The following is a 21,759-nucleotide window of genomic DNA, read 5'->3' as shown; positions in this document are numbered from 1 at the left end:
ATCTAGAGTCGTGCATAGATTATGATAAAGGGCATGGTCGCATAGAAACGAGAGAATGTATTGTTAGTGATAACATTGATTGGCTAAGAGAAGCTCATCCATTATGGCACACCATAAATAGTATTATTAGAATTAATTCTACTAGAGATGTGCTCAACGGAAAGACAACAAAAGAAACACGTTATTACATCTCATCTCTAAAGAAAACTAAGCCAGAAAAATTTTTAAAATCAATACGTGAACACTGGGCTATTGAAAATTCACTACACTGGGTTTTAGATATGTCATTTAACGAGGACTATTCCCGCATCAGAAAAGAGAACGCTCCACACGTAATGGCCATTATGAGACACATTGCACTGAACATGTTGCAGCGGAATAAGCCTAAAAATCAGTCGGTAAAAGGATATAGAAAAATTTGTTCATGGGATGATGAGGCGTTAGCGCAGCTTATCATGAAAAATAAATAAATCTTCATGAGGTGGCCCTGACAGATAATGTGATGTTGGTAGATTTTCGAACCACAACTCGTTACATTGAAGCCATGAGTACATTCAAGTCAGATTTTCTAAACCATGCTTTTGCCCGAGGCTTCGTTCATCAAGGGACGGACTTGGAGGCGTTAGACAGTTTAATGGCGCAGCAGTCAGTGGTTGCCTACATTGGATTTGATGCTTCGGCCGACAGCTTACATGTGGGCAGTTTGGTGCAAATTATGCGACTGCGATGGTTGCAAAAGACCGGACACAAACCTATTGTGCTGATGGGGGGTGGCACAACGAGAATTGGCGATCCATCTGATAAAGATTCGATGCGGCGCTTGCTATCTACAGATGCGATTAAGCAGAATATTGCAAAGTTTCGTCCCATTTTTGAGCGATTTCTTACATTTGGTAAAGGCGCTACAGACGCAATTTTGCTTGATAACAGTGAATGGTTGGATCCGCTCAATTATCTAGATTTTTTGCAGGATTATGGACGGCATTTTTCCATAAACCGCATGCTTACGTTCGAAGGTGTCAAGCGCCGTCTGGATCGCGAACAATCCCTGAGCTTTCTTGAATTCAACTATATGATTTTGCAAGCTTACGATTTTTTAGAATTGTACCGCAAATACGGTTGTAGGTTGCAACTTGGTGGGTCAGACCAGTGGGGTAATATTATTAACGGCGTTGAGTTGGTCCGCCGAATTGAAGGGTGTGAAGTTTTTGGGTTAACGGCTCCATTGATCACCACAGCTGATGGCGGAAAAATGGGAAAAACAGCTCAAGGAGCAGTGTGGCTTACAAAAGATAAACTTCCAACTTTTGAATTTTGGCAGTTTTGGCGTAATACACAAGACGCAGATGTAGGGAAATTTTTGCGCCTATTTACAGAGCTCCCTATAGCTGAAATCGAAAAACTTGAGCGTCTCGAAGGTGCAGAAATTAATGAAGCAAAAAAAATATTAGCAGATGAAGTCACACGCCTGGTGCACGGACAAGAGGCTGTTGATGCCGCGCGGGCAACAGCTGAGAGCTTGTTTGAAACGCATTCCAGCACCAATCTTGAAGCTTTGCCAGTTATTGAGATCAAGCAATCAGATTTTGACCAAAACCCTTCATTTATTGAGTTGCTGCACAAAAGCGGTCTTGCTGGCAGTAAAGGGGATGCACGCCGGCTGATCAGAGGGCAAGGCGCACGCTTAAATGATCAGGTAGTTCAAGATGAAGCATACGTTATCACACCCAATGATTTTGCAGATGGTAAAACGTGCAAGCTCTCGGCTGGAAAAAAGCGTCATGCTCTTTTGAAACTTGTTTGAGCGCTTATTGGTTTTGTTTAGTCGCATCTGTCTTCCGTCTGTTGATAGTTAATCTGAATTTTGGATAAGCAGATATCGTTTCTTAAGATCTCACCCCGTACAATAGCGATTATGACAAACAAGAAAATAGCTTTAATTGGTGCGGCTTCAGGATGGGGCGCAAAAATTCGGACCAATGAAGGTGGGCCGACAGCAATGCGTGCCTTTCGCTTGGCTGAAAAACTGGCACAACATAATTTACAGGTAGCTTGGGATGAAATTATCTTTGCCAAAGAGCGAGGTTCGTTAAATACTTCTATGGATCCAACCTTCACCTTACCGCATATCCTAGATCACGCAGAGCGATTAGCCCAGCGCATCATCTATAATATGGAGGCGGGAAGCTTTCCTGTGGTGATTGGTGGAGATCAATCCACAGCTGTGGGCATTTGGAGTGGGGTGATTACTGCCTTAAAACGACCACAGAATTTCGGATTGCTCTGGTTGGATGCGCATATGGATGCGCACACCCATGAAACAACTGAATCAAATGCTGTTCATGGAATGCCACTGGCATGTTTGTTGGGGTATGGTGCATCTGAGCTGGTGAACTTGGCTCAAAAAGGCCCCAAGCTCAATCCTGAGCACTTAGTACTTGTGGGGGTGAGAAGCTATGAACGAGGTGAGGCAGATCTTTTAAAACGCTTAGGCGTGCGCATCTTTTTTATGGATGAAGTCAAACAAAAAGGGATTGATGTGGTTTTACAAGAGGCCCATGCAACAATCACACAAAAAACGGATATATTTGGGATCAGCGTCGATTTGGATGCATTTGATCCCGTTGATGCTCCTGGTGTGGGTAGTCCCGAAAAAGACGGATTGAGAGTGCAGGAAACCCTGCCGGCTCTGGCAAAACTTGCCGATGATCCAGGTTTTGCTGGACTTGAAATCTCAGAGTACAACCCGCATTTGGATCAAAATTTCCAAACGGCCCAGATTGTTCTGGACCTATGTCTAAGTTTATTGTAGCTATTCAGGCCTTATATACTGAAGCTGAATCAAAATGTTGATTTTATGGTGCACTCAAAGTGCTCTTTTACCCAAGTAAACTGCGCGCTTCTCGTTACCATAAAATTCAACATTTTGATTCAGCACGGGTAAACAATTATTTAAACAAACCTCGCAACACCCCTTTTAAAACTTTCTCTGGGACCGATTTGCTTGGTTGTTCTTCTTTGGCCTCAGGAGGAGACTTTTGTTGGCTTTCCTCTTCTCTGCCAAGACCTGGGATTGGAATAGGGAGAATCCTGGGAACTCCGGTCACAGCGCCAGCTGGTCCTGCTACCGTACCACCGATAAGTCGGTTGATGAGTTGACCTCCAACACTTTTAAACAAATGTCCCGTTAACTGATCTGTATTGAAGGATTTTTTCGGAGCATCAAGGGGCCCATGCAATCGCACACTCACTGGAAGATTTTTCAATTCTGCAAGTTGCATTTCCGCAGTGATCTCCATAGAGTATTTTGGCAAATTTACCTCACCTTGAGCAGTTCCATTAGCCGGAGGTGATGTGAATTGCACACCTTGGGCCCGACCAACACCATTGACAATATTAAACCGTCCTTTCAAGTTGGCTTTGGTAGTTTTACCACCACGTTCAGCGCCCTGCAAAATTCCAATAAGGCCTGCAGGGTTCGTCAACTGAGTTAAACTTCTTGCCAGGGCTCCATAGTCGGTGCCAATAAGTGTGGCATCACTCACATCAAAATTTAATGCCCCGTTCAAATGCGAAACCAACTCAAATTCATTGCGGCCCGCAGTGGTCAAATTAAAGTCTGCATTTGTCGTACCACCCTGGATATCCCATTGACTTCCTTTGCCGATGAGCTGCTTTAAACTTGCTCCACGCAGTTGGGAGTTAAACGAAAACGAAGGAGCTGATTTTGCAGCCTGCACAGTTATTTTTCCGGTGAAATTTCCCCCATAAATACCACACTTAAAATTGGGAATAGTCAGATTACCATTTGTAAGAGTCAAGTCCATACCTACATTGTCAAAAACATAAGGGTCATAAACCAATGATGCAATTTGCACTTTACCAGTTGCATCCAGGGCATTGAGTCCTGAAAAATCTATCGGCTCGCGTGACCAACCCTTAAACGATGATCCCGTTGCAGGGGCAGTGGATGATTTTGCTGAAACCAACAGCAACTGCGGATTATGGGCTTGAGCTACTTGAGACGCCCCTGGTCCTGAAGCTTCTGCCATTAAGGAGTTGATGTTCACACGACCAAGCTGTAGATCAAAATCTAACTGCGGTCGCTTTGCTCCAAAACGATACGTACCTCGTCCTGCCACATTTGTAGTCAACCCTTTAGGAGCAATTGAGCCCTTAAGGTTTGCAACTTTCACTTGGCTTGGATTGCCATCAATATGAGCTTTCAATTTGACGCGGCCCAAAACAATCGGCAAGTCATTCATGCCAAATCCTTGCACTAACCTATTTATACTGGGGCAATCCATATCAAGGGCAAGGTTGTAACCTGCTGTTCCCCTTAGATCTTTGAGTTGACCGGTGGCTTTGAATGTTCCTTGCTGAGCCCTAACAGTTGTATTGATCTTCATCAGCTTTGTATCACCGGTAACAGTCCCATTGATGTGTACACGACCAAGCTCTTGTGTAGGTTGCATTTTGGCAATGGTCAGCCAAGGGCCAATTCTTGGGGTCTCAACATTCACTGTGATCAATGCCCCCTTCCTGGCGAGGTCACCCGTCGCCTGTGCGTTGCCAACCTTCAACGTCAAACCAGAAAGGAGAATCTCTGCCTCGGCAACTTTAAAGGATGCTTTGAAGAGAAAGCTTTGCAAAACGGTCTTGGGCAGCTCACTTACATCGACCTTAGCCCACTCAAGGAATTTACCAAATTGCGTGGATTTTATATCGGCATGCCCCGACAAAGGGTTCATGTTTGCCAGACTGCCCTTAACAGCAAGATTAGTTTTACCTGGGAGCTGCTTGAGCCCGATAAAGTACTTCTGTAATCCGGTAAACTCAAGGGTAATTTGGCCAGCTGCTTCGTTTTTATTGGCTGCCACCCTACCCGACAAATCCACTCGTTTTGGATCGATCTGAATTTCACCTATAAATTTAACCGACGAACCAAATCTTGTGGCCAGGTCTGGCGCTATTTCCTGAGTCTGAACCGTTGCGTCTAGCTTGCCCTTAAACTGGGTCGCTTTTTGATCAAAAGAACCCTGAGCTGCCAGCTGGTGCTTTGCATAGCTCAGGGTTGCTGCCACATCGACCGCAGCCTCTGGTGCAAGTTCACCGACCTGTAGGTCAAGAGAGACAAGCTTATCATTAAGCTTTAATCCACCTGTGATTGCATAAGGCCCGAGTACATCATCAGTTGCAACTTTCAAGTTGAGGGCCTCAACTGCGGTCTCAGATTTTCCATCATAATATTTGACGCTCCCCTCTTTGATATAGATGTGACTCACATGAACATCAAAGCCAGTCCCATCGGCATCTTCTTGAGGTGCTTCAGGCACGCCCTCGGTTTTGGATTTTTCACCTAACCGCATTAGAAAATCCCAGTTAGCTCCATCTGCATACTTTTCGAAGACAACTTCGGGCTGCACAAGACGCAGGTATCGCACAGAGATTTGCCCCATCAGTAAAGGAAGCCACGAAATCGACGCTGAAACCTTCTTGACTTTCAACATGTCAGGTCTGGAACTTCGCGCATCATTGGCAAGCCGAATGTCATTAACATTCACAGATGGAAAGGGAAGCAGTGAAAGTGATATCTTGCCTGCTATTTTTGCTTCTCTTGCAAGAGCTTTTTCAACCTCTGATTCAATCTGTCCCTTATATTGATTGAGGTCCACAACTCTTGGCACAAAAAACAATGCCACTAGAACAGCTAATATAAATCCAGATGATATATAGAACAATCTGCGCATGGAGGTTCCTTGTGCTTTCATTTTTAAAATTAAATACGTTCCAAAACATGGACGAGTGCATTTTAGCAAGTTTTACCGCATCTGACGAGAGGATATATCCAAATCTTGAAGTTAGGCAGTGATCCGTGCTAAGTAAGTACTGATCAATGCTTAAAAATGTGTTGGCTGAAGGCGCCAAGCACGAACACTTAAGGACACATAAAAGGATGGTAAGTACAATATTTCAACGCTTTTTTGGTAACGCCAACGACCGCTATCTAAAGAAAGCATACCCGCTTGTCAATAAGATTAATGCTCTCGAGCCTGAGGTGCAAAAGCTTTCCGATGAAGAACTCAAGGATCGAACTCCTTGGCTTCGTAAGCGTTTACAGGATGGGGAAAGCTTGGATGACATTTTGGTTGATGCTTTTGCCACTGTACGTGAAGCATCGGTGCGCACCCTGAAGATGCGCCACTTTGATGTACAGTTGATTGGTGGAATCGTTTTGCACCGCGGCATGATTACTGAGATGAAGACCGGTGAGGGAAAAACCCTCGTGGCAACACTGGCAGTTTACCTAAATGCGCTTTCTGGCAAAGGGGTGCATGTTGTAACCGTCAATGACTACTTGGCCAAACGTGACTCGCAGTGGATGGGGGAAATTTATCGTTTTCTTGGTCTTTCGGTAGACTGCATTTTGAATGAGCTGGATGATGACCAAAGGCAAAAAGCGTATGCAGCCGATATTACCTATGGAACCAACAACGAGTTTGGTTTTGATTATCTACGCGACAATATGAAGTTTAGCGCTGAAGACATGGTGCAGCGCGCTTTTAATTACGCCATTGTCGATGAGGTTGATTGCATTTTGATCGATGAAGCCCGCACACCGTTGATTATCTCAGGACCCGCGGAAGACTCGTCAGGACTTTATATCGCTATTAATAAGCTTATACCTCAGCTGAAAGCCTCTGATTATGAAAAAGATGAAAAGGCTCGTTCGGTAACCTATACCGAAGGCGGGATGCAAAAGATTGAAGAACTCTTGAAAGAAACAGGTTTGATGAAGGGCGATTCCCTATACGACATCCAAAATGTCATGCTGGTGCACCACGCCAACCAAGCTCTTAAGGCCCACACTATTTTTCAAAGAGATGTCGACTATATTGTTAAAGACAACAAAGTGATGATCATTGATGAATTTACCGGACGTATGATGGAAGGACGCCGCTATTCAGACGGTTTGCACCAGGCATTGGAAGCTAAAGAAGGTGTAGAAATTGAAAGGGAAAACCAAACCCTGGCTTCAATTACCTTCCAGAACTACTTTCGTTTATATCCAAAACTTTCCGGTATGACCGGAACGGCCAAGACAGAGGCTGCAGAATTTGCTGACATCTATGGCCTGGATGTGATTGAAGTTCCCACACATCGGCCAATGGTGCGTAAAGATCATGACGATGAAGTCTACCGAACTGCGGCCGAAAAATATGGCGCAATTATCAAATTGATTGAAGAATGTCGCAAGCGCCAACAGCCAGTCTTAGTAGGAACGGTGAGCATCGAAAAATCCGAAGTCATCTCGGAACTTTTGAAAAAACATAAAATTCCTCACAATGTTTTGAATGCTCGCTATCATGAACAAGAGGCCTATATTATTGCCCAAGCAGGTGCCCCTGGGGCGATTACGATTGCCACCAACATGGCGGGACGTGGAACCGATATCAAGCTGGGAGGTAACCTTGAAATGCAGCTTGAACAAGAAATTAAAGACGTTAAGGATGAAAATAAACGCAAGGAAATTGAAGAAAAACTTGCAACAGAAATTACTGCACATGAATCCGAAGTTTTAAAGGCTGGCGGTCTGTTTGTTATTGCTACCGAACGTCACGAATCCAGGCGTATTGATAACCAATTACGTGGTCGTTCTGGACGGCAAGGAGATAATGGTGCATCAAAATTTTTCCTCTCGCTTGAAGATGATTTGATGCGGATTTTTGGTTCTGAACGTTTGGATAATATGCTCAAAAAACTAGGATTAGAAGAAGGCGAAGCCATTACGCATCCATGGGTAACAAAAGCCTTAGAGCGCGCTCAACAAAAAATTGAAGCGCGCAACTACGATATTCGCAAACACTTGTTGAAATATGACAATGTAATGAATGATCAACGCAAAGTTATTTACGAGTTGCGCCGTGATCTGATGACTGCTGAAGATGCAAAAGATATTGTTGATGATATGCGCCAAGATGTGATCGACGATTTGGTGGCACGTTTTATTCCGGCAGGATCTTATCCTGAACAATGGGAAACCCATTCTTTGCACGAAGAGTGTATGCGATTGTTTGGGCTAAAGCTTCCTGTGGTTGAATGGACCCAAGAAGAAGGGATTGCTGATGAAGAAATCAAACAGCGTATCACTACAGCTGTGACAGATCTGGCAAATGAAAAGGAAAAAAAATACGGACCTGAACTGCTGCGGATGGCGGAAAAAAGTTTGTTGTTACGCATTCTCGACCACGTGTGGAAAGATCACTTGCACTCTCTAGATCACCTGCGCCAGGGCATTAACCTAAGGGCCTACGCGCAAAGAGATCCGTTAAATGAGTACAAAAGTGAAGCCTTTAACATGTTTGAAGCTATGCTTGGCAATTTGCGTGAAACAGTAACAAGTGCCTTGGGCCATCTGGATATGGATGTTTCTGTCGATGAGGACAGGATGCGACAGATGACAGATGTAGAACAACCAACAGAAGATATGCAGTTTGTGCATCCTGAAATGGGTGGCTTTGAGCCTCAGCTTGGCCTCGGTGAATATCTTGCGCCTGAGGCAGTGCCCTCTAGCGCGGTTTCCTATGTGAAACCAGAAGATCGAGACCCCAAAGACCCTTCGACCTGGGGTGAATTACGCCGCAATGAGCTGTGCCCTTGCGGATCTGAAAAACGCTACAAACACTGTCACGGACGATAAGATTTTGTGTTCATTGAGAATCGTGTTATAAGCCTTGAGTAAGTTCAATTTTAGGATTTAGAATTTATGGCGCAAAAAAACTCCTTTGACGCAGAAATTGTCCGGCAGCTAGCTCAGTTGTTGGACGAAACCGATCTCAACGAAATTGAATATGAGGCTAATGATTGTCGCGTGCGGGTTGTACGTCACGCACGTACCACCGAAGTTGTCGTACCAGATGCACCTGTAGCCTCTCCCGCGCTTGTGCAGCCAGAGGCGACTGTTACAGAATTTGCTCCCAAGGCAGTTGCCCTAGCACCAACAGATGCGGATCATCCAGGGGCTATCAAATCGCCAATGGTTGGCAATGCTTATATGGCTCCCGAACCTGAGGCCGAACCATTTGTGCGTGAAGGCGATACAGTTGAAGCAGGCCAGACCTTGTTGATTATTGAAGCCATGAAAGTTATGAATCCTATCAAAGCGCCAACGGGTGGCAAGGTTATAAAAATTTTGGTCAAGGACGGCGATCCGGTCGAATTTGACGAAGTGTTATTAATTGTTGGATAATATTAAATCCTTAGAGTCAATGCGAGGTGTTGCATGATTAAAAAAGTCCTCATTGCCAATCGAGGAGAAATTGCCCTGCGCATTCAGCGTGCATGCCGGGATATGGGACTACAGACTGTTGCCGTGCACTCAACCGCTGATGCAGAAGCCAAATATGTGCGCTTGGCTGACGAGTGTGTTTGCATAGGTCCAGCCCCTGCCAAAGACAGTTATCTAAATATGGCAGCGATTTTATCGGCAGCAACGGTTTCAGGAGCTGATGCCATCCATCCAGGCTATGGATTTTTATCGGAAAACATTGAATTTGCTTCAATGATTGAAGAGCACGAAATGATTTTCATTGGTCCGACACCTGAGCACATTCGCACCATGGGCGATAAAATTATGGCCAAAGAAACAGCACAAAAACTGGGAATCCCAGTAGTGCCTGGCTCAAAAGGGGAAGTGCGAAGCCTGACTGAGGCAAAGCGTGCAGCTGACAAAATTGGTTATCCCGTGTTGATCAAAGCAGCCAGTGGTGGTGGTGGCAAGGGCATGAAAATTGTTTTTCAATCCTTGCAACTTGAAGAGGCTTTTCGACTAGCGCGCAGCGAGGCTAAGGTTAATTTTGGCAACGATGCTGTTTACATTGAAAAATATTTGTCTAAACCGCGACATATCGAGATTCAAATTATCGCTGATCAACAGGGAAATGTTGTGCACTTAGGTGAGCGGGATTGCTCACTGCAACGGCGCCACCAAAAGGTTTGGGAAGAAGCACCCTCGACAGTCCTAGATACTGTTGCACGCAACAAAATTGGTGAAATTTGTTGTAAAGCATTGACTAAACTGGGTTATCGAGGTGCGGGCACAATCGAATTTCTCTATGAAAATGGAGAGTTTTACTTTATTGAGATGAACACCCGGTTGCAGGTCGAGCATCCCATCACCGAAGCCATCACTGGAATTGATTTGGTGCAAGAGCAAATTCGTGTCGCCATGGGGCAGCCGCTTTCATTTACCCAAGACGACGTGAGCATACAAGGTCATGCCATTGAGTGCCGCATTAACGCCGAACACCCAGAAACCTTTGCCCCCTGCCCGGGTAAGGTTTTAGATTATCACACGCCCGGCGGACCTGGCGTGCGTGTTGATAGCGCACTTTACACCGGCTACCAAATCCCCCCTCACTATGACAGCCTCATTGCCAAGTTGATTGTGCATGGCGACACCCGCGAAGATTGCCTGCGCCGGCTTGAAAGAGCAATGTCCGAATATGTCATTGGCGGCGTCAAGAATACTCTGGACTTACATAAAGGCTTGGCAACACATCCAGATATTGTTGCTGGAGATTATGATATCCACTGGCTCGAGCGTATGCTAGAGGCCAAGATGAAGGCAGCAGCTTAAATAATCTGAGGTTTGGATAAAACCGGCTTCCAGCATGACGGACACATCGGCTTCACTGCCCTAATTCTGCACTGCCTTAGCTGTAACTCCGTTGCTCTCTACTGCGGCATTAACATTGGCCCCAACGGTTGTCCTGCCAAAATATGCACATGAAAATGCTCTACTTCTTGGCCTGCATAACCACGGTGATTGGCAATTAGGCGATAACCTTGCTCTTCAACGCCGAGGTCACGGGCAATCTTTCCAATGGCTCTAAAAAAAGTGGACATTTCTTCTGGTGAAGCATTCGCACTATAATCGTCGAATGATACATATTCTTTCTTTGGAATCACCAACACGTGGACGGGAGCTTTGGGTATAATATCGTGAAAGGCAAGGATATCCTCATCTTCATAAACCTTATTACAAGGTAATTCCCCGCGGATAATCTTAGCAAACACATTATTTTGATCATAAGTCATGATTGTCTTCCTTTCCTGATAGAAACCCTTTAGTATGCCCACATTAGCAGTATACTGACGAATAGGATATACACCAATGACAGTAGCATGGCACGGCACAACAATTCTTTCTGTGCGAAAAAAAGGGGAAGTGGTGATTGCTGGTGACGGACAAGTAAGTATGGGATCAACAGTTGTCAAAGCGAATGCCTGCAAGGTGCGCAGTCTCATTGACGGCTCTGTTATTGCAGGTTTTGCCGGAGCCACAGCAGATGCGTTGACACTGATCGAGAAGTTGGAAGGCAAGCTAGAGCAACACCCGGAGCAACTTTCAAGAGCTTGTGTTGAGCTTGCCAAAGAATGGCGCACAGATCGTTATCTGCGCAAACTAGAGGCCATGATGGCTGTAGCAGATAAAAATATGTCTTTGATCATGACTGGTACCGGAGATGTCCTTGAACCCCAAGATGGGATTATTGGCATTGGCTCAGGAGGCAATTATGCACTCGCTGCTGCAAGAGCGTTGTATGATCAGGATTTAACGGCAAAGGAAATTGCTGAAAAAGCAATGAAAATCGCAGGCGACCTTTGTGTCTATACTAATTCAAACGTTATAATTGAGAGTTTGTAATTCCATGAGTACATTGACCCCAAGAGAAATTGTATCTGAGCTTGATCGTTTTATCATTGCCCAAAATGATGCCAAGCGCGCTGTGGCCATTGCGCTGCGCAACCGTTGGCGCCGTTTGCAGTTGAGTGATGATTTAAAGGAAGAAGTTCTACCTAAAAATATTTTGATGATTGGTCCCACTGGTATTGGTAAGACGGAAATCTCAAGAAGGCTTGCAAGACTTGCTGATGCACCGTTTCTTAAGGTCGAAGCGACAAAATTCACAGAAGTGGGTTATGTGGGGCGAGATGTTGAATCCATAGTGCGAGATTTGGTAGAAATTTCTTTGATAAAAACCAAGGAAGACCACCGCACGCAAATTTATGCCAAGTCAGAACTTATGGCAGAAGAGCGTGTCCTTGATGTACTTGTCGGCGAAAAAGCCAGCCAGGACACCCGAGAGAAGTTTCGAAAGAAGTTGCGCGAGGGTGCGCTTGATGATCGTGAGATTGAATTACAGGTACTAGATGTCGGTTCATCTCAATTACCAACGTTTGATGTACCTGGTATGCCAGGCGCGCAAATGGGTATGCTAAACTTGAATGACATTTTCGGTAAGGCTTTGGGCGGGCAAAAGAAAACCAAGCGGATGAAAGTTGCTGAATCCTATAAGGTATTAATCGAAGAAGAAAGCGACAAATTGCTGGACCACGAATCTGTTGTGCGTGATGCCATTCAAACTGTTGAACAAAACGGCATTGTATTCCTAGATGAAATTGATAAAATCTGCGGGCGCGGAGAACGACAAGGTGGCGAGGTTAGCCGTGAAGGGGTTCAGCGAGATCTATTGCCTCTGATTGAGGGCACCACCGTTTCAACCAAACACGGGTTGGTACGTACGGAACACATTTTGTTTATTGCCTCAGGTGCCTTCCACCTGGCCAAACCTTCTGACCTTTTACCCGAGTTGCAGGGGCGCTTGCCCATTCGTGTGGAGCTAAAAGCACTCAGTGAAAATGATTTTGTGCGTATCTTAACTGAGCCAGAAGCCAGTTTGATTAAACAATACAAAGCGTTACTGGCTACAGAAGAGGTCACTATTGACTTCAATGACGAATCGATCCAAGAGATTGCTAAAATTGCTGTGGACGTGAATAGAAGTGTGGAGAATATTGGAGCCCGGCGCTTGCAAACAGTTATGGAGCGTTTGCTTGAAGAAATTAGTTTTGAGGCGAGCGAAACTCCAGGGCAAACCATCGAGATTGATGCTCAATATGTCAAAGATAAGGTTGGTGACCTTGCCAAGGATACGGATCTTTCCAAGTTCATCCTTTAGCGCTTGAGGTCTTATAAGCGTTCATCGCTTACCCCCCCCCGCCACCAATCCGACCTTTGGATCGCCTCAGCGATTATCCTATGTCCTCTGGAGTTCCAGTGCCAATCAGCTTCTTTGGCAAATTCAAATCTTTGCTTATGCTGCTGGTAATCCTTGGCAAAAACATCCACGCTTTCAATAACTGTACATCCAAGTTTGGTTGCTTGTAATTTCAGATATTCTGACATTTTTGCAACATAGGTCTTGTTACTTTGAGCAACATACTCTGACGATGGGTTATAAACCACACTCCTGTCTGCATCGATGACAAATAGGACTTTTTGATAAGACAAACCGGAATAAGCTGGCAAATCTCTTAAAAAGGCATCAACCGCTCGGTAAGAGTCGTTTTCTCGTTCCTGATCTACACTGGCTGCAACATTTCCTGCATAGTCTTCCTGCTTAGAAAATCGGTGTTTGAGCATTGCCACAACATCCAATACGTGCAAGTTATAAACTAGATAACGGGCTAGAGCACTGCAATGAAACAGCTTGATAATGGGGTTCATCGCCCAATCATGCCGCACTAAGGGTAAATCGCCATTGTCATCAATATCATAGAGATAAAATCCACGCTGAAATTTGTATTTCTTGAGGCTTTCATCATAATCATTGCCAACAACGTTCACTATAAGATAATCATTATGATAACTATCATGGGCAAATTTAATCCAAGCCAGGTACTGGCTCAAGCCTGCCCCAGAAAAGCCAAAACTGTAAACGCGCACTCCAGGGTTGGCTTGTGAAAGTAGTTCAAAATAGGGTTCCTCATCCGTCACCTGTAGGGCCTCAACATAACTATCACCAACTACGGCCACAAGAGGACGAATTCCCTTTTCTGTGTAATCCTGTTTGTTCAAAAATCCCGCGTTGTTTACATTTTTTTTGTTGGCAAGCACAAAATTCCACCCTTTGGAAACCTGCACGATCCGATTCGGTGTCGCGCGAAACGTAGGATTTTGGTCATTCACTGCCAAAAATGAAAAACCGTCATAGACAGGCAAAAATCGCAACACAACCTCTGCCCCCAGTGCCAATAACAATAAAGTTACAAAAACAACCGACAAATTAACAAAAAAGTTTTTCATTAGTCTAGCGCAAACCTTTCGCGGTAATCTTGCCTTAGCTCAATATCCTGCTCTTGTTTCAGCAAAAAGCAGTTTTCCACAACCAAAATCTCAATGTCGGTGCCCATGAAACAACGAAACGCATCCTCGGGAGAACATACAATGGGTTCCCCACGGATATTGAAAGACGTATTAACCAAAACTGGGCAATTGGTTTGCTCTTTAAATCCACTCAATAAGGCATGATAGCGAGGGTTTGTTTCTTTATGGACCGTTTGCACCCGCGCCGAATAATCAACATGAGTGATCGCTGGAATTTCAGAGCGGACCACATTCAATTTATCAATACCAAACAATGCCTCCTCTGCTGTGGTCATTTTTCGCTGCAACCGGTCATGCACGTCAGCAACCAATAGCATGTAAGGACTGTCTTCCTGTAGCTCAAACCAATTGGACGCATCCTCACTCAACACAGAAGGGGCAAAGGGTCTAAAACTCTCACGAAACTTGACCTTCAAATTCAAAAGCTTTTGCATACTGGTAGAGCGAGGGTCTGCCAAAATTGAACGCCCCCCCAGAGCCCTGGGGCCAAATTCCATTCGGCCCTGCATCCAGCCTATGGCTTTTTCTTCTGCAAGTGCAGTGACGGTCCGATTGATTACATCTGCATCGGATAAAACTGTAATTCGCGCTCCAGCATCCTTTAAACGCTCTTCAACACTGTTTTGTGAGAACTGAGGCCCCAAATAGGAACCCTGCATTGCATCCGAAGATTTGCCAAGCTTTTGCCGTGGCTTCTTTTTGTACAAATGGTGTGCAACAAAAGCAGCTCCCAGTGCGCCGCCCGCATCCCCAGCAGCCGGCTGAATCCAAATGTTTTCAAACCTTCCCTGTCTCAAGATTTTGCCATTGGCCACACAGTTTAATGCCACACCACCAGCAAGGCATAGATTTTTCTGACCTGTCTCTTTAGCCAAGTGATTTGTAAGTTTCAGAACAATTTCTTCTGTTACCTTTTGAATGGATGCTGCCACATCCATGTGGAACTGAGTCAGCTCGGCTTCGGATTGGCGAACCGGCTGTCCAAAGAGCTCTGCAAAGCGCTCATTGACCATGGTCAGGCCGGTACAGTAGTTAAAATACTCTTGGTTCAGGCGAAAACTACCGTCAGATTTTACGTCCAATAGATGCTTGAAAATAAGATCAACGTATTTTGGCACACCGTAAGGTGCTAGCCCCATGACCTTGTATTCCCCTGAGTTAACCTTAAAGCCGATATAGTACGTAAAGGCCGAATAAAGCAGTCCCAGCGAGTGAGGAAAATGAATTTCTTTGAGGACTTTTAGCTGATCACCTTCTCCTAAAGCCACAGAAGTGGTGGCCCACTCTCCCACTCCATCCATAGTTAGCACAACTGCCGAATCAAATGGAGATGGATAAAAAGCACTTGCAGCATGGCTTAGGTGGTGTTCTGAAAACAATAACCGATCTTTCCAGTGAAACGTAGGGTCAATTTCCTTCAACGTTTTTATCAGGTTATCTTTTTGAAACAGCTTGTTTTTCAGCCACACAGGCATTGCCTTTTGAAAAGAGCAAAAACCACTGGGCGCAAAAGTTAAGTACGTCTCAATCAGGCGTTCAAATTTCAAAAATGGTTTTTCGTAAAAAACGACATAATCCACGTCACGTAGGCTACACCCCGCCTCTTGCAAGCAATATTCGATGGCATGCCTTGGAAACCTTGAGTCATGTTTCACACGGGTAAAACGCTCTTCTTGTGCAGCTGCGCAAATCCTGCCATCATCTAGCAACGCAGCTGCACTATCATGATAAAAAGCAGAAATACCTAAAATTTTCATTTATAAAAACCATTAAAACAAAGTGTAAATAAAAGGAGCTAAAGCCGAACCTTGAGTCAAAACAATAAGTCCCCCAAACAAAGTAAAAATGATAAAGATCGGCATCAGCCAAAACTTCTTACGGGCCAATAAAAATTCCCACAATTCCAAAACAAAATACATCTTCGTACTGCCCTTCTCTTAAAACTGTTTTTCAAAACTCTCTGGCTCAATCACCGAACCCGATCGATTCTCCCAATAGGATGAAACTTTATCATCCATGGCAACCATTCGTCTAAGACGCCTTCTTAAGATCAAACCAATCGGCACAATGACCAACAAGAAAAGAATTCCCATGACAATCGGGGTTATGATACGTCCCAACAAAATCCCAAACTTGGCCCACATTCTATTTGGCCAATGCAATATCCTGGGAGCGATAAACGCTGTCAGCAAAAATACACACGCTGCAATAATGGCCCACAACCGCAACGAATCACCCTTGAAAAAGGGCCACACGCCCACAATCAATAACACGCTCGCAAACACCAAGCCAAAGTTTCGTTCACTGCCAATTTTGACAGGTGTATGGATAATCTCATCATGCATCGACATATAAAATTTCCTCATCTCTGTTGCGTTCCATTTATGTGCCTTAAGAAACGCCAAAAAGGCACATTTGTCAAGTTCACTGCTACGATGCTTGTTTAAGCTGTGCTCCTTTGTGCAGCTCTTGCAAGGAAACAGGAGTCAGTACTCCTGGATCCTCTGATAATGCCGTTACCAGGACCTCAATCTCACTTAATGTAGCAATTTCTAACACATTCTTTTGCAAAAGCAGTGATCGCAAACCCCCAATTGCCCAAACTGGAGAGTCAAAATTAATAACAAGGGAAGCTTGATTCTGACGCACGCACTCAAACACAGAAGTCAAAAAACCATCATAGGAGTCATTTGCTTCGCCTGTACGCATCAATTGGCTTAAAATAGGGACCCTACGCTTATCTAGTGCTTCTAACAACTGATCCCACAAGCCAGACATATTCTTGCCTAAAATCACCACCGTTTTCAAACTATCAAGCCTCTTCAAACACTCTGGCAACAACCCCTTTTGTATAGCCTGCTCAGGCGTTCTGGCAAACTGCATCGTCTCTCCCGTTGCTCGCATTTCAGGACCCAGTTGCGGATTAACTCCTGGCAAACGATCAAAGGAAAATACTGGACGCTTGACAGCGTAAATTTCTGATGAACTGGCAGCCCTTAGATTAAATTCACCCAACTTACTCCCCAGCATAATTTGTGTGGCAATCTTACAAAGGTCAATATTGATGGCTTTGGAAACAAAGGGAACTGTTCTACTGGCTCTGGGATTGACTTCCAGAACATAAAGCTGATCCTCTTTGAGGGCAAACTGGATATTAAATAAGCCTTTGATCTGCAACGACCTGGCAAACTGTTGAGTTTGCAAGTGAATTTGTTCCATAATTGCTGATGAAATTCCAGTTGCTGGCAAAATGCAGGAAGAATCGCCTGAGTGAATCCCCGCCACTTCAAAGTGGCGCATGATGCCTGCAATATAGACATCATCCCCATCACAAAGCGCATCTACTTCCAATTCGTGCGCATATTCCAAGAACTTTTCCACCAAAAGCGGTTTAAAGCGATCAAATTCTTGCAACAGCGGACTTGCCTCAAGTTGCTCTGCATCATGGAAAATCTCGATAAATTGCCCACCAATCACGTATGAAGGGCGCACCACAACGGGAAACCCAATATCTTGAGCACAGCTGCGAAATTCCTCTGGCGTCGTTACAGCGGTATTGCGTGGTTGTTGTGCCAACTTGTGCACCAAATGACGAAATCGATCGCGATCTTCCACTAAATCAATCGAGTCAACCGACGTTCCCAACACAGGAATGCCTTGTTGTTCTAGATATTCTGCCAGTTTAATCGACGTTTGCCCGCCAAATTGCACCATCACCCCACATAGCAAACCTACTTCTTGCTCACGGGCAATCACATGCATCACGTCTTCAGGCGTTAGCGGAGAAAAATAGAGCTTATCAGATATGGAATGATCTGTTGAAACCGTTTCAGGATTGCAATTGATCATAATTGCTTCATATCCCAACTCGCGCACTGCTTGTGCTGCTTGCACGCAGCAATAGTCAAACTCAATTCCTTGACCAATACGGTTAGGACCACTTCCTATAATAATAACTTTTTTGCGTAACGTTGGTTGAGCTTCACACACGTTTGCATTTGACTCGAATGGCAAAAAACTCGAATACAAGTAAGCTGTTGGTGAGGAAAATTCTGCAGCACAGGTATCTACGCGACGAAATTGTGGTTTTATGTTGAACTTCTTGAGCTGTGTTTCAACTTTGTCAACAGATTCTTCAATAAGTTGAGCTATACGTTGGTTACTAAACCCTAAGCTTTTAACGTAGCGCAACATGTGGGGATCATTAAGCACATCTCCTCTACACATTTGTTGCTCAACACTAACTAGGGTTTCAATCTGTTGCAAAAACCAGGGATCCCAGTGGCATAAATTATGAATTTCACTCTCAGAAAATCCCAGTCGATACGCTTCGGCAATATAAAATAACGTTTCTGGAGTGGAACATAAAAGTTTCTCTCGCACAAACTCTCTTTTTTTTGAACCATCCAAGGTCCGCGGATACTTGATGTCGCTCAGGCCAATATGTCCTTGTTCAAGGGAACGCAGCGCCTTTTGCAGAGATTCAGCAAAGGTTCGCCCCAAGGCCATCACTTCACCTACTGATTGCATTGCTGTTGTCAGCTCTAGTTTAACCCCTTTGAATTTTGCAAAATCAAAGCGAGGAATCTTGGTAACAACGTAGTCAATGCTAGGCTCAAAAGCCGCACAACTTTTCTGCGTGACTTCATTGGGCAATTCATTCAGCGTATACCCCACAGCTAATTTGGCTGCTACTTTGGCAATTGGGAACCCTGTGGCCTTAGATGCCAACGCTGAAGACCTTGATACCCGAGGATTCATCTCAATAACTACCATACGCCCATCTTTAGGGTTAACTGCAAACTGAACGTTAGCTCCACCGGTTTCCACACCCACACCACGGATTATCCTGAAAGCCGCATCCCGCATTTGTTGGTATTCTTTATCAGTCAATGTCAAAGCCGGTGCTACAGTTATGCTATCACCAGTGTGCACTCCCATGGGATCCAGGTTTTCAATAGCACAAACTACTATGCAGTTGTCACGTTTGTCGCGAATCACCTCCAGTTCGAATTCTTTCCATCCTAGTACCGATTCCTCGACAAAGGCTTTACCAATAGGAGATGCCGCAAGGGCATGCGCAATTTTCGTCTCAAACTCATTGCTGGTGCGAACAATACCACCACCCTTACCGCCCAATGTATAAGATGGGCGGACAATTAACGGAAATCCCAATAATTCAGCACATTTCCAGGCTTGCTCGACTGAGCTAACCTCCTGCCCTTTTGGTGCCTCTAATTGCAAATCCTTGAGCAGTTGATTAAAGGCAAAGCGATCTTCCGCCCGCTCAATCACTTCAGGATTCGCACCAATCAGTTTGATATTGTGCTTTTGTAGATAACCCGAACGATGCAACTCCATCGTCAAGTTAATTGCCGTCTGCCCCCCCATAGTCGGCAAAATAGCATCAACTTTTTCTTGACCAATGATTTGCTCAATAACTTCTGCCCGCATTGGTTCAATGTAGGTTGCTTCAGCCATAGAGTGATCCGTCATTACCGTTGCTGGATTTGAGTTCAACAACACCACACGGTAACCTTCATTACGCAACGCCTGACACGCTTGCACCCCAGAATAATCAAATTCACATGCTTGGCCAATAACAATTGGGCCTGAACCAATCACAAGAACAGTCTTAAAATCATTACGTTTGGGCATGAGCTTGCACCAAGTCCATAAAATTATCAAAAAGATACCTAGCCTCATGCGGTCCTGGACTAGCCTCAGGATGAAACTGTACACCAAAAATCGGCCGATTTTTGCAGTGCACCCCGGCCAGAGAGCCATCAAACAACGACACATGCGTTGCCTCAAGATTCTCCGGCAAACTGGTCCGCAGCACAGCAAACTCATGATTTTGTGAAGTAATCACCACTTTCTGCTGCAATAGGTCAAACACCGGATGATTCACTCCATGGTGTCCGGTGGGCATTTGCTCAATCTTTGCTCCCAGAGCAAGCGCCAACATCTGATATCCAAAACAAATTCCCATAACCGGCAACCTTGTCTGCAACAAATTTTGCACGAGCTTATAATGTTGTGCGCCCAAAGCCCGGGGATCTCCGGGACCATTAGAGAGCAAAACACCCTGTGGATTGCATTGTAAAACCGATTCAATCGAAGCTGAAGCAGGAAATAAGGTGATAGGACAACTATAAGCTTCAAGGTTCCACAAAATACTGTCCTTAACCCCATAGTCAATAACCGCAATTTTCGGGGCGTTTGGTATAATGCTATTGTCAAAGACCTGAATCTCAGATGTAGTCACTGCATCCACTAGATTCTGTCCTGACAATGATAAACTACTATTCATTTCCTCGACAACCTGTTGAATGTCGGTTGCACTTGGACTGCCATCAAATTGTCTAATCATTGCCTGTAGTGGTTGGCCGGAAGCAGCAATTTTACGAATCACTTGGCGTGTATCAACAGCACAAATTCCTGCAACGCCCTTGCTCTGTAACCAATCAAGGAAATCATGCCTAGCGCGGTAGTTAGAAGCTACTGTCGGCATATCCCCCAACACAATTCCACGTACATGCGTGTTGCTTGACTCATAATCAAGGTCATTACAGCCCACATTACCAATATGTGGACAACTAAACACCACAAGCTGTTCGGCATAAGAGGGATCTGTCATAACTTCCTGATAGCCTGTCATAGCAGTGTTAAAACAAATTTCACCAGCAAGAGGTTGGCGCAACCCCAAACCTTTGCCCATAAAAAAAGAACCATCACTTAAAACCAAAGCAGCATCGGGGCTGAACTGTAACAAATGTTCCTCATTATCCTAGGGTTTAGTATGCATTATAACTGCTGCAAATTCAGCACTTATCAATTAATAGCGTATACCATAGGACGGGTAACTTGTCTATTTTTGGGTGTAACCACTCAGGGCTGACGAAGGAAGCTTGGTCTGCCGTCGTAGGCGGTCACTGCATCTCTACTACTGATTCAATTTGAACCATCTCAAATATTTGAGATAAATAGGGGGTTGCTTTTGCCACCCAACCGGAGTAGCATTAAAAATGAGCGCGGCAACCGAGTGAAAGCAACACTCACGTTACCGCTAACCGCAATGTGATCACTTAGGAGATCAACACCGTGGCTGACGCTACTCTATCTCATCCCTGCCCCCGGCACCACCATTTTATACAGGATCCCCTTGTTTTGGGACCCTGTAGATCAACAGCCTACTTTGTGTTGGTCATTGGTGGGTCGGCGAGATGGAGAATTGTGTCAGAAAAAGGACACCTGTTCTTTTTACAGTGGTGGGTTGTCGCGCGTTTATGCCTTAGCAAGAATGCTCCAAGGTCTTTTGTAAACTCAAGCGACGTAAAACAAAAAGGAATTTCCCATGCAAACAAACTCAATCAACCGAGTAACCCTTATTGGCTATATTGATGCTGCACCCTATACTTTGGGGAATAAAACCACCCACGCTCAAACCATTCTCAGTGTGATCACCCGGGATTTTGGTGAAGAGCCCACCGGGTTTACCTACATCAGATGCCGGCGGCACACGG

At 44.8% G+C, this 21,759-nt stretch carries 16 protein-coding genes; 8 read left to right on the top strand and 8 right to left on the bottom strand.

Translation table 11 applies throughout. The features are described from left to right. From ABFQ95_02485 to ABFQ95_02475, 3 genes are all read left to right on the top strand, one after another. Window positions 1–470 (top strand): ISAs1 family transposase (locus tag ABFQ95_02485; GenBank protein MEN8236408.1); only part of this gene is annotated, 470 nt, incomplete at its 5' end. A 74-nt stretch (window positions 471–544) separates the two neighbouring features. Continuing rightward, window positions 545–1,804 (top strand): tyrosine--tRNA ligase, encoded by a 1,260-nt coding sequence (gene tyrS, locus ABFQ95_02480; protein MEN8236407.1) that lies wholly within the window; start codon window positions 545–547, stop codon window positions 1,802–1,804. Window positions 1,805–1,915: 111 nt separating this feature from the next. After that, window positions 1,916–2,812: an arginase gene (locus tag ABFQ95_02475; protein MEN8236406.1), complete on the top strand. Its 897-nt coding sequence runs from the start codon at window positions 1,916–1,918 to the stop codon at window positions 2,810–2,812. A 136-nt stretch (window positions 2,813–2,948) separates the two neighbouring features. Here ABFQ95_02475 and ABFQ95_02470 read toward each other — a convergent pair whose 3' ends face one another. Beyond that, complete coding sequence (locus ABFQ95_02470) at window positions 2,949–5,750, bottom strand: AsmA family protein (protein MEN8236405.1); 2,802 nt, start codon at window positions 5,748–5,750, stop codon at window positions 2,949–2,951. A 206-nt stretch (window positions 5,751–5,956) separates the two neighbouring features. On the opposite strand from ABFQ95_02470, the gene secA reads away from it, so the two are divergent. The 3 genes from secA (at window position 5,957) to accC (ending at window position 10,639) form a co-directional block, all read left to right on the top strand. Continuing rightward, the gene (gene secA, locus ABFQ95_02465; GenBank protein MEN8236404.1) at window positions 5,957–8,701 is read left to right on the top strand and encodes a preprotein translocase subunit SecA; all 2,745 of its coding nucleotides are present in this window, start codon (window positions 5,957–5,959) and stop codon (window positions 8,699–8,701) included. Window positions 8,702–8,767: 66 nt separating this feature from the next. Continuing rightward, window positions 8,768–9,250, top strand: a complete 483-nt coding sequence (accB, locus tag ABFQ95_02460; protein ID MEN8236403.1) for an acetyl-CoA carboxylase biotin carboxyl carrier protein — start codon at window positions 8,768–8,770, stop codon at window positions 9,248–9,250. Between the two features lie 33 nt (window positions 9,251–9,283). Further along, on the top strand, window positions 9,284–10,639 hold the full coding sequence (gene accC / locus ABFQ95_02455) for an acetyl-CoA carboxylase biotin carboxylase subunit (GenBank protein ID MEN8236402.1): 1,356 nt from the start codon (window positions 9,284–9,286) through the stop codon (window positions 10,637–10,639). 98 nt (window positions 10,640–10,737) lie between these two features. On the opposite strand, the gene ABFQ95_02450 is transcribed toward accC, so the two are convergent. Beyond that, window positions 10,738–11,100: a histidine triad nucleotide-binding protein gene (locus tag ABFQ95_02450; protein MEN8236401.1), complete on the bottom strand. Its 363-nt coding sequence runs from the start codon at window positions 11,098–11,100 to the stop codon at window positions 10,738–10,740. 76 nt (window positions 11,101–11,176) lie between these two features. Between ABFQ95_02450 and hslV the strand changes: the two genes are divergently transcribed. Together hslV and hslU are read left to right on the top strand one after the other, a co-directional pair. Further along, a complete protein-coding gene (gene hslV / locus ABFQ95_02445) occupies window positions 11,177–11,710 on the top strand; it encodes an ATP-dependent protease subunit HslV (GenBank protein MEN8236400.1) in 534 nt (177 codons plus the stop codon). Between the two features lie 4 nt (window positions 11,711–11,714). Continuing rightward, window positions 11,715–13,025, top strand: a complete 1,311-nt coding sequence (gene hslU, locus ABFQ95_02440) for an ATP-dependent protease ATPase subunit HslU (protein MEN8236399.1) — start codon at window positions 11,715–11,717, stop codon at window positions 13,023–13,025. An 11-nt stretch (window positions 13,026–13,036) separates the two neighbouring features. Here hslU and ABFQ95_02435 read toward each other — a convergent pair whose 3' ends face one another. The 6 genes from ABFQ95_02435 to carA form a co-directional block, all read right to left on the bottom strand. After that, entirely contained in the window at window positions 13,037–14,152 is a 1,116-nt protein-coding gene (locus tag ABFQ95_02435) for a hypothetical protein (protein MEN8236398.1), read from the bottom strand. After that, window positions 14,152–15,990, bottom strand: a complete 1,839-nt coding sequence (locus ABFQ95_02430; protein ID MEN8236397.1) for a carbamoyltransferase — start codon at window positions 15,988–15,990, stop codon at window positions 14,152–14,154. The genes ABFQ95_02435 and ABFQ95_02430 overlap by 1 nt, the downstream gene beginning before the upstream one ends. A 12-nt stretch (window positions 15,991–16,002) precedes the next feature. After that, window positions 16,003–16,152 (bottom strand): DUF5989 family protein, encoded by a 150-nt coding sequence (locus ABFQ95_02425; protein MEN8236396.1) that lies wholly within the window; start codon window positions 16,150–16,152, stop codon window positions 16,003–16,005. Window positions 16,153–16,170: 18 nt separating this feature from the next. Next, entirely contained in the window at window positions 16,171–16,599 is a 429-nt protein-coding gene (locus ABFQ95_02420) for an SxtJ family membrane protein (GenBank protein ID MEN8236395.1), read from the bottom strand. A 64-nt stretch (window positions 16,600–16,663) separates the two neighbouring features. Beyond that, complete coding sequence (gene carB / locus ABFQ95_02415; GenBank protein ID MEN8236394.1) at window positions 16,664–19,891, bottom strand: carbamoyl-phosphate synthase large subunit; 3,228 nt, start codon at window positions 19,889–19,891, stop codon at window positions 16,664–16,666. Then, window positions 19,878–21,008: a glutamine-hydrolyzing carbamoyl-phosphate synthase small subunit gene (carA, locus tag ABFQ95_02410; GenBank protein ID MEN8236393.1), complete on the bottom strand. Its 1,131-nt coding sequence runs from the start codon at window positions 21,006–21,008 to the stop codon at window positions 19,878–19,880. The genes carB and carA overlap by 14 nt, the downstream gene beginning before the upstream one ends. Between the last annotated feature and the right edge of the window lie 751 nt (window positions 21,009–21,759).

It is taken from the genome of Pseudomonadota bacterium, assembly GCA_039714795.1.
GTDB lineage: Bacteria > Pseudomonadota > Alphaproteobacteria > JAGOMX01 > JAGOMX01 > JBDLIP01.
The sequence above is the reverse complement of the archived record's forward strand: the minus strand, read 5'-3'. Positions and strand labels throughout refer to the sequence as shown.

Excerpts from the sequence above, each read along its gene's own strand:
- tyrS (MEN8236407.1), top strand. The coding sequence starts at position 545 with ATGAGTACATTCAAGTCAGATTTTCTAAACCATGCTTTTGCCCGAGGC.
- ABFQ95_02475 (MEN8236406.1), top strand. The coding sequence starts at position 1,916 with ATGACAAACAAGAAAATAGCTTTAATTGGTGCGGCTTCAGGATGGGGC.
- ABFQ95_02470 (MEN8236405.1), bottom strand. The coding sequence starts at position 5,750 with ATGCGCAGATTGTTCTATATATCATCTGGATTTATATTAGCTGTTCTA.
- secA (MEN8236404.1), top strand. The coding sequence starts at position 5,957 with ATGGTAAGTACAATATTTCAACGCTTTTTTGGTAACGCCAACGACCGC.
- accB (MEN8236403.1), top strand. The coding sequence starts at position 8,768 with ATGGCGCAAAAAAACTCCTTTGACGCAGAAATTGTCCGGCAGCTAGCT.
- accC (MEN8236402.1), top strand. The coding sequence starts at position 9,284 with ATGATTAAAAAAGTCCTCATTGCCAATCGAGGAGAAATTGCCCTGCGC.
- ABFQ95_02450 (MEN8236401.1), bottom strand. The coding sequence starts at position 11,100 with ATGACTTATGATCAAAATAATGTGTTTGCTAAGATTATCCGCGGGGAA.
- hslV (MEN8236400.1), top strand. The coding sequence starts at position 11,177 with ATGACAGTAGCATGGCACGGCACAACAATTCTTTCTGTGCGAAAAAAA.
- hslU (MEN8236399.1), top strand. The coding sequence starts at position 11,715 with ATGAGTACATTGACCCCAAGAGAAATTGTATCTGAGCTTGATCGTTTT.
- ABFQ95_02435 (MEN8236398.1), bottom strand. The coding sequence starts at position 14,152 with ATGAAAAACTTTTTTGTTAATTTGTCGGTTGTTTTTGTAACTTTATTG.
- ABFQ95_02430 (MEN8236397.1), bottom strand. The coding sequence starts at position 15,990 with ATGAAAATTTTAGGTATTTCTGCTTTTTATCATGATAGTGCAGCTGCG.
- ABFQ95_02425 (MEN8236396.1), bottom strand. The coding sequence starts at position 16,152 with ATGTATTTTGTTTTGGAATTGTGGGAATTTTTATTGGCCCGTAAGAAG.
- ABFQ95_02420 (MEN8236395.1), bottom strand. The coding sequence starts at position 16,599 with ATGAGGAAATTTTATATGTCGATGCATGATGAGATTATCCATACACCT.
- carB (MEN8236394.1), bottom strand. The coding sequence starts at position 19,891 with ATGCCCAAACGTAATGATTTTAAGACTGTTCTTGTGATTGGTTCAGGC.